Raw genomic sequence first — 13,673 nt, forward strand, 5'->3', positions numbered from 1 at the left:
TCTCTCGCACGACCTATTTAGGGATGCACCTTACCCAAGAATTAATACAGAATAAGGCTGGCGTTAGCCCAAAGAGTTGTCAATAACGCCCCGTTGCCAGCCACTGTAGCCTATAGCAGGCCATGGACGACTTTTAAGTGGCGCTCACCGGTGGAGCTGTGAGTCGTTGGCTCTGTGTCAAAACCAGGCAGATCAGAGAAGTCGAAGCGGAAACCGCGAGGCAAATAATCGCCTGTAGTGGCATCTTGCTCGTAGTCGCCCTGCCACTGCTTCTGAGCAATGCGGGAAACAGCTTCTATTAAAGTTTCCATTTCCTGCTCCGTGTTGTGGATTCCCAGACTGGCGCGGACAGCCCCTGGCACATTGTGGCGATCGCCCCGAACGCTAGTTTCTTCTTCCGAAGGACAGGAGCAAGTTTCTTCCACTCCCAAGAGGCGCTTCATCAAAGGTTGGGCGCAGAAGCAACCATTGCGTACCGCAATGCCCCACTCATAAGAAAGAATGGCAGCTACTAGGCCATGAGGAACGCCATCGACGGTAAAGGTGACAACGCCCACGCGCTTGTCTGTGCCATTGGGGTCGCGGGAGCCTAAGATTTTAACTTGGGGAATGTGAGACAGATTTTCTAAGAGGACAGAGGTGAGATGACGCTCGTGAGCCTCGACTTTATCCATCCCTACCGCTTCGAGTACCTGAATGGTGCGGGCTAGCGCTAACATTCCTAAGATGTTGGGCGTTCCTGCCTCGTTGCGATCGGGGGGCGCAGCCCAAGTAACGCTGTTGGTACTCACAGAACCGACGGTTCCACCACCGGGTTGGTAGGGTGCAGCGGCGGCGAAAATATCGCGCCGTCCGACAACCGCTCCGACTCCTCCGGGAGCGTTCATTTTGTGACCACTGAACACCAGGAAGTCAATGTGACCTGGATCGGTATGGGGTCTCATGTTCACACGACGGTGGGGCACCAACTGAGCACCATCCACAACCATTAAGGCTCCATACTTGTGAGCTAAGGCGGCAATTTCGTGGATTGGCAGCACTGAGCCGAGGATGTTGGAGGCACCAGTCATGGTTACGACCCGAACTCTGCCCTTGGCGGGGTCTAAGCGGCGTTCTAGCTCCTTGAGGTCAATTTGTCCCTCAGCGTTAATGGGGAGGTGTTCCACCTTAGCTTTGTTACGCCAGGGGAGGTCGCTGCTGTGGTGTTCCAGGATTGTGGTGAGGACGCGATCGCCAGGAGCAAAGGAGATAGTGTTCGCCAGCAGGTTCATTCCTTCGGTCGTGTTACGCACCGGGATAACCACATCCCGCTCACTATCCCAACCGACAAACTCTCCCACAATCCGGCGTGCTTGTTCGTAGCGCTCTGTACAAAAATGGGAGTCAAAACCGGTACCGCGATGAATGTTGGAGTAGTAGGGTTCAATGTCTCGGATGAAGTCGCTAACCACTCGGAAGGGTTTGGTGCTAGCTCCATTATCCAAGAAGATTTGAGTAATATGGCGACCGTCCAACAAAGGCACAAAGTGGTTAGCACCGAGTACTTCTGGGCATTGAAAACTTTCGCTTTTGGGTTGGATAGCCTTGATGTCCTGTCTTTGGATTAACTGCATTGAATACTCCTTGGTCGTTTTTCTTGGGTAAAAAAGAGGGTCAATCTTATGAGAAAACGGTCAGTGATTCTAAAGGCAGTTTGTGCGATTGGGACACAGGCACAAGGCTAGGACTGCCTACACTACAGTTCAAGAAATGATTAAGCGGCTTGAGGTTGCCACCTCCGGGTTCCCAATTGTTGCTGTTGTAGCTGATGCATGTGGTTAAACAACTTCCAGCAATATTGCTCTGGTAGTCCAGAGGTAACCGCTCCCCGGAGAACAACGTTGAAGTACCAGTCGCCGGGAGCAACTTCTTCCGAAAGTTTGTCAATCACCACGTAGGTACGAACAGTCTTGTAAAGTTGACCTTGGCAGACAACCTCAATCATTTCGTGTTTATATCGACCTTCGTGGACACATTCGCGCCGATCAAGATTAATGCTTTGCTGCCAAGGCAACTGATAGAGAACTCCTTCCACAGAGCTATTGGGGTCTTCGACCACATCGAGTACACCACAATCGCGCTTTTCGCAGTAGCAATAAAACCCTAGTCGATAGCCTTTAAGGGTCGCCGGACCTACGACATAATTATGTGTGTTTTCGCCAAGGGAGCGCTTTAGGTCTACCGGACACATGCAGGAGCCATAAGCAAAATAGTAGAACGTTGCCATATTCTTTTTGCTCAAAATTTTTAGGTCCGACATAGTTTTTTGAGTGTTAGGAGAAACAACAAACATTAGTTATGGCAAATCTTCGACGGGTGCTTAGCAAGTGCTCTGTGGAATTTCATTGCCTAAGTTCTTGTGTAGATATTGGCATAGTCTCCCTATAGCTTGTCTAGCTTTAAGGGCGCTATTTACCGAAGTTTTATATTGCCCCTCTTAGCTTTGAACATCAGGATGTGGCTGGATTGCTGAATATAGCTAAAGTTTCGTCTCTCTTTAAACCCGACCCTTTATCAAGTATTTGTAAAGCCATACTAGGGGTTAACGATAAAAAGTAAACTCTACAGTTAAGATTTCGATTTTCCAGAGTGAAGTGAATCAAGCGTTTTATTCCTTGACCAAGAATTAATTTGAGTCATTAAAAAATGACACAACCGCAGCGAAGCTATACGGTATCGAATCGCTGTATCCGTGTCATGATTTGACTTGCAAGTATTGAATTGACGTATTGCCTAATCGAGCAGCGTTACGGAATCAAACGCCATCGAGCTGACTTAATGATATGAAGAGTCTCTGTAACAATACCTCTGAGAAATGGCGGAAAAATTTGAGCCATATGGCTGAACTTTAAGAATTATGGGATAATCCGGTAAAAATGTAGCAAAGCACACTGCATTTTGGACGTGGAAGTTGATTCGCTGTCTTAGATTTGAGTCGAGAAATTCTTTTTCCTTTCCCTACAAAATTAGGGTTACAGCCTCCGGATTCAGAATTGAGAATCCAACGGTTCACAAAAATGGTTGATGTCTTGGGTAACAACATACATCAGCACGGGCGTTGCCAGGATTGACGGCAACAGAGGTGTCTCTGCTAAGTATCGAATCATGGGTGCATAAGAACCCTTGAGCAAATCGTCGCGAAATTCCTTCTGGCAAATCACAGCACGGCATTTCCGAGCTAAAGCGTCTAGCCACTCGGCATTATCTCTTTGGGGTTGCTGTCCGGCACGGATGGCTAATGCTATAGCGGCATCTTCTAAATCTCCCTCGCAATCTTCAATCGCATCCAGTGCTTTCATGGCTTCGGGATTATTGGCTAACTCAGTGCGAAACTGGGCAATTTGTTGAGAAGTAACGGTCGTCATAGAGTCTTGCTGGCAATAGGCTCAGGATTGAGGATTGTGGAACAACCGGAGATGAGAGCGAGGAGGAACTTGGGTGGCTCGCAGCTATTGTGATAGCGGAGCGGGACATCGTCCGGTGGTAAACCTTTGTTGATAATTCTAGGTTTAAGTGGACAAATTCGCCTGATCTTCTCTGCTCACTCCAGCTCCACTCTTGATTCTGGGGATTTTCCTCTGTGACTTGCTCATGACGTAACCCAGAGCGACGTAAGCATTTTTACTGACCTGTAGAGAAACTGCGAGTAAATTAGAAATAGGACAGCGCTGCACAGAATCCACGATCCGTCACCAAGGCAGGTACACAATCCAAGCCTACCCACTGACCGAGAAACAAGTTCAGGTATGAACGATGTCAAAAACCTTAATGCAAACTACCGATCCAGCTCATGACGTTCTGCGCTATGAACGTCAACCTCTCGATGCAATCTTTGCCCCCAAAAACGTCGCTGTGATTGGTGCGACGGAAAAAGCAGGCAGTGTTGGGCGTACTCTGTTATGGAATTTAATTAGCAATCCCTTCGGCGGAACCGTTTTCCCTGTTAATCCCAAACGACCGAGTGTTCTGGGAATCAAAGCTTATCCCAGCATTGCAGCGGTGCCTGAAACCGTCGATTTAGCCGTTGTGGTCACACCTGCCCCAACAGTGCCCGGTGTGATTGGCGAATGCGTAGCCGCCGGGGTCAAGGGAGCAATTATTATCTCGGCTGGCTTTAGGGAAGTCGGAGAACAAGGCATTCAATTAGAGCAGGACGTTCTTAAACAGGCACGTCAGGGCAGAATGCGAATTATTGGCCCGAATTGCTTGGGGGTGATGAGTCCCGTCAGTGGCCTGAATGCCACCTTTGCCAGTGCCATGGCACGACCCGGTAACGTGGGGTTCATCAGTCAAAGTGGCGCTCTGTGTACATCGATTTTGGATTGGAGTTTTCGGGAAAATGTAGGCTTCAGCGCCTTCATGTCCATCGGCTCCATGCTGGATGTTAATTGGGGTGACCTGATTTATTACCTGGGCGACGATCCTGCCACCCACAGCATTGTGATTTACATGGAGTCCATCGGCAATGCGCGGTCATTTTTGTCCGCCGCACGGGAAGTGGCTCTGACGAAACCGATTATTGTGATTAAAGCCGGTCGGACTGAGGCCGCCGCCGCCGCTGCCGCTTCTCATACGGGGGCGCTAACCGGCAGTGATGAAGTATTAGAAGCCGCGTTTCGTCGCTGCGGCGTGTTGCGGGTCAACATGATTGACGATTTATTTAACATGGCGGAGGTATTAGCTAAAGCGCCACGCCCCAAAGGCAAACGGTTGACCATTATCACGAATGCCGGTGGCCCTGGGGTATTGGCAACCGACGCGCTGATTTCAGAAGGGGGTGAACTGGCTCCCTTATCACCCCAAACCATGGAGGAACTCAATCAGCTATTGCCGACCCATTGGAGTCACAGTAACCCCATTGATGTTTTAGGGGATGCTGACCCCAATCGCTATGCCAAAGCCTGCGAGATAGCTTTGAAAAATCCTGAGAGTGATGGACTGCTTGCCATCCTCACCCCACAAGCCATGACTGACCCCATCCAAACGGCGAAGCAGTTTGTGGAACGGTTGCAGGGAAGTACTCTGCCCGCAAAACCCATCCTTGCGAGTTGGATGGGGGGTGCTGAGGTGGCAGGAGGGGAAGCCATGCTCAACGAGGCGCGGATTTTCACCCTCCCTTTCCCAGATACCGCTGCCCGTGTGTTCAACTACATGTGGCGCTATGCTTATAACCTGCGGGGTATCTACGAAACACCCGTCCTAGAAGGAGGAGCGGATGAAAAGGCTCCTGACCGAGTTCGGGCAACAGAAATTATTCAATCGATTCGAGCATCGGGTCGGACTCTGCTGAGTGAGTTTGAATCGAAGCAGCTCCTAAAAGCCTATGGCATTCCCACGGTTGAAACTCACATTGCCCAATCGGAAGCGGAGGCGGTACAGTTAGCCCAGGAGATGGGCTACCCCGTTGTCTTGAAGCTATATTCCGAAACTATCACCCATAAAACCGATGTCGGTGGCGTGAAGCTGAACTTGGCAGATGCCGATGATGTGCGTAAAGCTTATCAGGCGATTGAGTCAGCAGTACTTCTGAAAGCTGGCGCGGAGCATTTCTTGGGTGTGACGGTGCAGCGGATGTTGAAGCTGGACGGCTATGAACTGATCCTCGGCAGTAGTCCTGATCCCCAGTTTGGGCCAGTCCTCTTGTTTGGCACTGGTGGGCAGTTGGTCGAAGTCTTTAAAGACCGAGCTTTGGGGTTACCGCCGCTGAATACAACCTTGGCACGGCGGATGATGGAACAAACAAAAATCTACACGGCTCTCAAAGGTGTGCGTGGACGAGCGCCTGTGGATTTGGCCATGTTAGAGCAATTACTGATTCAGTTTAGTCAGCTTGTGGTTGAACAACGCTGGATTAAGGAGATTGATATCAACCCCTTACTCGCTTCTGCTGACGGGTTAATGGCTCTGGATGCGCGTGTGGTGTTACATAGCCTGGATGTACCGGAGGACAAACTCCCTCAGGCGGCGATTCGTCCCTATCCGATTCAGTATGTGTCTGACTGGACGATGAAGAATGGCACATCGATCAAAATTCGCCCGATTCGCCCAGAGGATGAACCCCTGGTGGTTAAATTCCACGAAAATCTATCGGAAGAAAGTATTTATTCTCGTTACTTTCACTTAATGAAGCTGCAAACGCGAGTGGCTCACGATCGACTCTCCCGGATTTGTTTCATTGACTACGATCGCGAACTTGCCCTAGTGGCGGATTATAAAGACCCCGCAACGGGCGAACATCACCTTCTCGGTTTCGGTCGCTTGAGCAAATTGCATGGCAGGGATGAAGCTGAGTTTTCGATGTTGATTGGCGATCGCTTCCAGTGTAAAGGGTTGGGTACGGAGTTCTTGCGTCGTCTGATCGAAATCGCCAAAGACGAGCAATTGCAATACATCACGGCTGAGATTCTATCTGAAAATCGAGCCATGCAGCACGTTTGTCAAAAACTTGGCTTTCGTCTTGAACCCACCTCTGAGCCATCAATCATGAAAGTAGTTTACGAGTTGCGCTAATCCTGCCGAATTAGGTGTAACTTAGGTGACTGAGGGGGTGTGAATAAGTATATTTTCCTAGTGACTTTCCTCAGTCCCCTTGACCACGAACAAACGACGAATAGAATAAGGGATTCTAGGGTACAGACCATGATGAAAGCAGCAGACATCATGACCAAGGATGTAGTCACCATTCGCGGTGCGGCGACAGTGGCTCAGGCCGTAGATTTGATGAAACAGAAGGGCTTACGAGCCTTAATTGTGGAGCGCCGCCACGACCAAGATGCCTACGGGATTGTGACCGAGACCGATATTGTATACAAAGTGGCAGCGTTTGGCAAAGACCCCAAGACGGTACGGGTTTACGAAATTATGACAAAGCCCTGCATTGTGGTCAATCCTGACCTCGGTGTGGAATATGTAGCGCGATTGTTTGCCAATAGCGGCATCCGACGCGCTCCGGTGATCACAGATAAATTGCTCGGCATTATTTCAGTAACCGATATTCTCACCAAGAGTGACTTCGTGGAGCAACCCAAAGAAGTTGTCTTTGCGGACAAAATCCAGGAGGCCATTGAGAACGCACGCACCATTTGTACCCAGAAAGGGGCGGCTTCTCCGGAATGTGCGGCGGCTTGGGATGCTGTGGAGGAGATGCAAGCGGAAGCGGCACATCAACGAGCCAAGAAGGTTGACAAAACAGCCTTTGATGAGTATTGCGAGGAATATCCAGAGGCACTAGAAGCTCGAATTTATGACAATTAATGGTATTTGGCTCAATCACAGCTACCAATAAAGATGGGTAATAGGTAATAGGTAATGGAAAAAAAGTTTACTCATTACTCATTACTTATTCCCTGATTTTAATCACCTTACCAAAGCTAGAAATCCCCTAATCATGCTCTCGTTCTAAAAGTAGCGTCACAGGGCCATCATTTTCAATGGAGACTTGCATCATGGCTCCAAACTGTCCTGTTTCTACTCGTAAACCACTTTGCCGTAACGTCTCAACAAACTTATCGTAGAGCTGTTGTGCGACATCAGGCGCGGCTGACTGAGAGAAGGAAGGGCGGCGTCCTTTACGACAGTCACCGTAGAGAGTAAACTGACTGACGACTAAGAGTTCACCTCCAATCTCCTGAACCGATTTTTCCCAACGGTCAGCAATACTTTCATCACCCGGAAATAGCCGTAAATCCAGGCATTTTCGCGCCATCCAGTTGAGTTCTGTTTCGGTATCTGTGTTGGCAATCCCTACCAAGAGATTCAATCCTTTCCCGATTTTGCCAATCACGACATTGCCGACTTGTACTTGAGAAGATTTAACTCGTTGGATGATAACACGCATAAAACTTACGTTCTGCACTAATCAAAGGTCAAACTATGTAATTTTCGGTAATGGGTAATGGGTAATGGCAAGAATTTTATCCTTTATCGCTCAATAAAATACCATTAAAACGGTAGCTCTATCACAAACTCTGTTCCTTGTCCATCAGGTGAGTGATAGTATAATTCACCTTTATGTTTCTTCACCACAATAGAGTGGGAAATCGACAACCCTAAACCCGTACCCTTGCCAATGGGTTTGGTGGTAAAAAACGGGTCAAACACACGCAGATTAACATTTTCTGGAATACCAATACCATTGTCGGCGATGCGAATCACAACCTTGTCAGTGAAGGGAATAGGAAATTGACCCTTAGCAATTGAGCAGGGGGAGTGGGTTATTGGGCATTGACCCTGAGAATTTTGACTGTTTCCTGTTCTTTTCCGGCTGCTCAAAACTTGCGTACAAATCCGAATTTGAGGAGTTAGAGAAGCATCTTTTTTCATCCTGCATTCAAGGGCATCAATGGCATTACTCAAAATATTGATAAATACCTGATTTAGCTCACTAGGGTAGCAATCCACCAAGGGAAGGCTACCGAATTCTTTAATCACCTGAATTGCCGCTCGACTGGACTGTTCTCTCAAACGGTTTTGCAAAATCATCAAGGTATTATCAATTCCCTGATGAAGGTCAACTTTCTTGCGTTCAGCTTCATCAAGACGCGAGAAGTTCCGCAGAGATAGGACAATTTCTTGAATGCGCGAGGCTCCTTTTTGCATGGAACGCAGCAATTTGGGAAAATCTTCTTTAATAAAATCTAGGTCGATCGCGACAATCTCGTTTTCGATTTCGGCAGGAGGCGTCGGATAGTACTTTTGGTAAAGAGAAATCAGATTCAGTAGGTCATCGGTATATCCCAGCGCTGGGGCAACATTGCAGGAGATAAAGCTGGTGGGATTGTTAATTTCATGGGCAACACCCGCCACGAGTTGACCCAAACTCGCCATTTTTTCAGTTTGCACTAACTGAGTTTGGGCGTTTTTCAGGTCGTGTAGTGCGATTAACAGTTGCTTGGCTCGTTTCCGTTCTCGCGCTTCACTTCGCCGCAGGTTCTCTTCAACTCGCTTGCGTTCCAGGAGTTCTGTTTGCGCTTGTTCAAAGAGGGTGGATTGCTGGATAGCGATCGCTAATTGTACAGAAAGCTGGCTGAGACACTCGATCTCAAAGGAGTCCCACGCCCTGGAATCCCTACAGTGATGAGCAATCAGCAGTCCCCATAATGTTTCTCCTTGCAATAGAGGAACCACCAGGTTGGCTTTAACCTCTAACTGGCTGAGGAGATCGATATGGCACTGCCTCAAATCCGCCTGATGAATATTATCGACCGCTCGAATCCGACCTTGTTGATATTGGGAGGTATAGTTTTGGGCAAAGCAGTTGTCTTGAATGTCCAGTCCGAACAGGGGTGTCCAATCCTCGCCAACGGACTCAACCGCTATCACCCCACTCCAATCCGGGTAAAAGCGGTAAATGACTGTTCGATCTGTTTGGAGAAACTGCCGCACTTCCTCCACTGCCGTTGTTAGGACTTCTTTTAGGTTCAGGGTGCGGCGAATACGCGATCGCATCGCCCCTACCAAGTGCTCTCGCAACACTTGCTGCCTTAATGCTGCTTCTGCCTGTTTGAGTTCGGTGATGTCCCGGTGAACGCCGATATAATGAGTTAAAATTCCAGCGCTATTTCGCACTGGGGAGATGGAGAATTCATTCCAAAACAAAGAGCCGTCTTTTCGGTAGTTCCGTAACACAACCCGACATTCTCGCTCCTGTTGCAGCGCTGTTCGCAGTTCAGTCAGAGCCGGTTGCTCTCGATCCGTTCCTTGCAAGAAGCGACAATTTTGACCCATCACTTCTTCTACCGAGTAACCCGTAATTCGCTCAAATCCAGGATTGGCGTAAACTAACGGATGATTAGAGTCAGTGGCATCCGTAATCACAATGCCGTTACTGGATGCTGCGATCGCTCGTTCTAGGAGGCGTAGACGATCAATGGTCTGTTGGCGCTCAGTAATATCATCTGCAATTCCTAATACATATTGGGGTCTACCAACTTCATCAAAGATCGGAATTTTTTTGACATGAAAGATGCGTTGCCCCCGATGGGTAGGAATCGGTTCTGCGGGGTTATCAATCAGCTTGCCTATTAAAAAGGCTTCTTGATCTTGAGCCTTCGAGAAATTCGCATGATCGGCTGAAAATAAATCAGAATCAGTCTTGCCAATCACCTCATTTGCACTGTAGCCAATCAGTTCAGTCAGGGTTTTGTTCCAGAAGACAAATTGCAATTTCTGGGCCTCTTTGGCAAACACGCCCACAGGCAAATTATCCAGCAAAGAGTTGAGGAATTGTTGAGTGCGATGAAGTTCTGCTTCAGCCTGTTTGCGCTCGGTGATATCAAAAATAACACCATCTAGACAGAGTAGTTCTCCTTTAGTTTTAAAGATACCATGCCCCTTTTCATAAACCCATCGAATGCTGCCATTCTTATGAATAATTCGGTATTCCAAAGAGAAGGGCTGTTTAGTTCCTAAAGCATCCCGAATTGCACAATTGACCGATTCAACATCTTCCGGATAAATAATACTGGTTAAGTTTCGCTTGTAATTAGCAATAAAATCTGAAGCCGGATAACCGCTAATCCGCTCAATTTCTTGGCTAAAAAATTCTATCGTCCAATCAGCATCACACTTGCCGCGATAGACAGCACCAGGAATATTGCTGACTAAGGTACGATATCGTGCTTCACTGCTTTGTAAGGCTGCTTCTGAATGCTTACGCTCTGTGATATCACGGGCAACGGCATAGATTAAACCTTCTTGAAAAAAAGACACCATTGTCCAGGAAAACCACCGATAAGAACCATCTTTACCGATAAAACGGTTTTCAAATTTCAGCGAGGGAATGCTACCATTTTTGAGTTTTTGCACCGCTCGTCGGCTAGCTTTTCGATCGTCTGGATGAACCAATTTAAGAATAGGTTGGTTGAGCAGCTCGGAGATTGTATAGCCAAGGGTGGTTTCCCAAACCGGATTCAATTGCTTGAAATAGCCATCAACACCCGCAATACAGAGTAAATCGAGGGAAAGGGTAAAAAAACGCTGTTCTTCTTGGCTGACGAATTCTTGTTGTGACGGTTGAGGTTCAGGTGGATCAATCACCTCTGGAAGATCGGAAATTACACACTGATATTCCTCTTGATTTCTCAACAAAGCTTCTCGCATTTTTTGATGGGCAACAGAGGCGATCGCGTCCCGTCTGGCGATTGCATAACGTAAGGAATTCATCAAGGGAATATGGCTTAGTTTCCCTTTCTTCCAAAAATCTTGTACTCCGGCACTAAGGCATTGGAGAGCGAGCGTTTGATCATCGTCTTCTATGATCACAATAATGGCAGGACACGCCCCGTTTTTGGGAGAGCTAATGTATTCGTGAACTCTAGCAAGGGGATGTAGATCATTACGTTCAGGAAGTGATAAATCGAATAAAACAACATCGAAATTCTCCTGACTCAACGCTTCTATCGTTTCAGTGATACTCTTAACATGGGTTAAGAGTATATTTTCTCCTTGAGCTTCTAGAAGTACCTCTTGAAGCCGTTGTGCCTCAGTTAGGTTGTCTTCAACCAGGAGAACTCTGAAAGCATCACGGTTGAGCGTTGGCTTCAGCGTTGATGTCATAATGGCTAATTCTCAGAATTAGGTAGATAGCAAGTACACGATTAAACTTAACTGGCTAAAAAATTTGGAGGAAGTCTTACTGCTAGAATCTCCGTGCACCCCTACAACGTAATAATTTTTACGCTTCAAAGCTCAATCTATAAGGCTGAATTGACTACTCTTCGGGAAGTTGTGTCAGTCAATCAGCACCTCAAGTTTATTATTTCCCTAAACTTAAATCGCCTTCTTATCGGTTGGCTGTCTCCATAGCTTCATTCGTTCCCTTGATGGGTTTTAAATAAAGCAACTGTCAGCTATATAAAGCATTTTAAATTTCGACTCTCCTAGAAAGAGCCAGTTACTGTAGACGACCCCTAACAAACGTCTGTTCAAATCTTATCCTCTGTTTATACTCTTGTACTAGACCCCCTCAAAAAATAAGTGTTTCGGTGCTGAGTATTCAGGAACACAATCGAGGGAGGAGGGATAGGAGATCTGATCCTGTAATATACTGCTTTAGATATAAGTTATTAAGCGAATAGAATGCTAATAATAACTCGATTTTGGGGTTGTTAACTTTCCGATGACTGTCGGACAAGGTTGGAAAAAGTTAGCTCAATTTAGGATGACTATTCTGGGATTATGATGGATTCTCAGTTAAATTGAGCCAATATACCGGCTGTAGGGACACACAGATGTACGTCCCTACAAGGCCAAACGCAGGACTAAAAATTATCTTCCAAACCCCTTACCACGATTGGGGGACGGTAAACAAACGCATTTTTCAATTTGCGTCCGCAACGTCTGGTGATCCAAATCCTGACCAATCAGAACCAGTTGGCTTTTCTTGGGCTTATCGTTCCATTCATCATCTTCAATCGTGAACCGCTTACCACTGAGGTGGAAGATATGGCGATGCGGACTCTCATCAAACCACAGAATTCCCTTCGCCCGGAAAACATTGGACGGTAACTGATTGTCGAGGAAATACTGAAACTTCCGGATAGCAAGAGGCTTATCACTTTCAAAAGAAAGCGAGGTAAATCCATCATTTTCTAGGTGATTGGAATGATGATGATGGTCATGGTCATGGTCATGGTCATGGTCATGATGATGATGCTCATGCTCACAATCCGGGCCATGCTCATGGTCGTGATGCTCATGGTCATGATGCTCATGAGCCTGCTCCGTTGCTTCTGACCCAAAATACTTATCCGTTTCAAACAGACCGACACTGAGAATTAAAGGCAAGGGTACCTGAGATTTGGTCGTGCGGAGAATTCGCGCACCGGCTTTGATTTCGCGAATCCTAACCTCTAGGGCATCGACAGCCGCTTCATCCACCAGGTCTACTTTATTCAAGAGAATGATGTCACCATAAGCAATCTGGCTATAGGCAGCTTCACTGTTAAATAAATCCAGACTGAAATTTTCGCAATCCACCACCGTGACGATGGAATCGAGACGAGTCAAGTCTCGCAATTCCGTCCCCAAAAAGGTCAGCGCGACAGGTAGAGGGTCAGCCAAACCCGTCGTTTCTACTACCAGATAATCAATCTTGTCTTCGCGTTCTAAGATTTTGTAGACGGCTTCTGCTAAATCATTATTAATCGTGCAGCAGATACAACCATTACTCAGTTCCACCATGTTCTCGTCGGTGGTGACAATCAGTTCATTATCAATGCCGATTTCACCAAACTCATTCACCAGCACAGCCGTCTTCAGACCTTGCTGATTCGTCAAAACGTGGTTGAGCAGAGTGGTCTTGCCGCTACCGAGAAAACCGGTAATGATCGTGACCGGCAAGCCATGTTTCGGGGCGTCCATTGGCTGAGATTGTTCGGAACTAACTGCTGATTGCATAACGTCGCTGTCTGAAAGAGTCAGAATATAGAGAGAATCGCGTATAGAGGCAATTTACATCGGCGGGAGAGTTTTAGCCGAGGTCTTGCACCCCTATCCGTCAGGGATAATTTAATCCCTAGCTGATCGCCCAAGCTTCCCCAGAGGACAAAATAGAGTTCTTGTGTTCCACTAAAGTGGATTTAGGCGATTAGCTCGGAAAGTGATTTCCGGGCGGTTCTGGGCAGGAGGCTGGG

The 13,673-nt window shown here is 47.4% G+C and carries 8 protein-coding genes; 2 read left to right on the forward strand and 6 right to left on the reverse strand.

Features of this window, described 5'->3' with window-relative positions; translation table 11 throughout:
* Positions 1 to 110 precede the first annotated feature (110 nt).
* The 3 genes from MIC7113_RS20585 to MIC7113_RS20595 form a co-directional block, all read right to left on the reverse strand.
* The gene (locus MIC7113_RS20585) at positions 111 to 1,613 is read right to left on the reverse strand and encodes an aminotransferase class V-fold PLP-dependent enzyme (protein ID WP_015184113.1); all 1,503 of its coding nucleotides are present in this window, start codon (positions 1,611 to 1,613) and stop codon (positions 111 to 113) included.
* Positions 1,614 to 1,753: 140 nt separating this feature from the next.
* Positions 1,754 to 2,299, reverse strand: coding sequence for a gamma-glutamylcyclotransferase (locus MIC7113_RS20590; protein ID WP_226883481.1), 546 nt, complete (start codon positions 2,297 to 2,299; stop codon positions 1,754 to 1,756).
* Positions 2,300 to 3,026: 727 nt separating this feature from the next.
* Positions 3,027 to 3,404, reverse strand: a complete 378-nt coding sequence (locus MIC7113_RS20595) for a hypothetical protein (protein ID WP_015184115.1) — start codon at positions 3,402 to 3,404, stop codon at positions 3,027 to 3,029.
* Between the two features lie 388 nt (positions 3,405 to 3,792).
* Between MIC7113_RS20595 and MIC7113_RS20600 the strand changes: the two genes are divergently transcribed.
* Together MIC7113_RS20600 and MIC7113_RS20605 are read left to right on the forward strand one after the other, a co-directional pair.
* Positions 3,793 to 6,549, forward strand: coding sequence for a bifunctional acetate--CoA ligase family protein/GNAT family N-acetyltransferase (locus MIC7113_RS20600; RefSeq protein ID WP_015184116.1), 2,757 nt, complete (start codon positions 3,793 to 3,795; stop codon positions 6,547 to 6,549).
* Between the two features lie 129 nt (positions 6,550 to 6,678).
* Positions 6,679 to 7,293 carry a CP12 domain-containing protein gene (locus tag MIC7113_RS20605; protein ID WP_015184117.1) on the forward strand — a complete coding sequence of 205 codons (615 nt, stop codon included), beginning with the start codon at positions 6,679 to 6,681 and terminating at the stop codon, positions 7,291 to 7,293.
* A 127-nt stretch (positions 7,294 to 7,420) separates the two neighbouring features.
* Here the strand turns inward: MIC7113_RS20605 and dtd are convergent, their stop codons facing one another.
* The 3 genes from dtd to MIC7113_RS20620 all read right to left on the reverse strand — a co-directional run bounded on the left by dtd (position 7,421) and on the right by MIC7113_RS20620 (position 13,437).
* On the reverse strand, positions 7,421 to 7,876 hold the full coding sequence (dtd, locus tag MIC7113_RS20610) for a D-aminoacyl-tRNA deacylase (protein WP_015184118.1): 456 nt from the start codon (positions 7,874 to 7,876) through the stop codon (positions 7,421 to 7,423).
* A gap of 104 nt (positions 7,877 to 7,980) precedes the next feature.
* The gene (locus MIC7113_RS35510) at positions 7,981 to 11,595 is read right to left on the reverse strand and encodes a PAS domain S-box protein (RefSeq protein ID WP_015184119.1); all 3,615 of its coding nucleotides are present in this window, start codon (positions 11,593 to 11,595) and stop codon (positions 7,981 to 7,983) included.
* A gap of 711 nt (positions 11,596 to 12,306) precedes the next feature.
* Positions 12,307 to 13,437, reverse strand: coding sequence for a CobW family GTP-binding protein (locus MIC7113_RS20620; protein WP_015184120.1), 1,131 nt, complete (start codon positions 13,435 to 13,437; stop codon positions 12,307 to 12,309).
* Positions 13,438 to 13,673 lie beyond the last annotated feature (236 nt).

The sequence above is a fragment of the Allocoleopsis franciscana PCC 7113 genome (assembly GCF_000317515.1).
In the GTDB taxonomy this organism is placed as follows: Bacteria; Cyanobacteriota; Cyanobacteriia; order Cyanobacteriales; family Coleofasciculaceae; genus Allocoleopsis; species Allocoleopsis franciscana.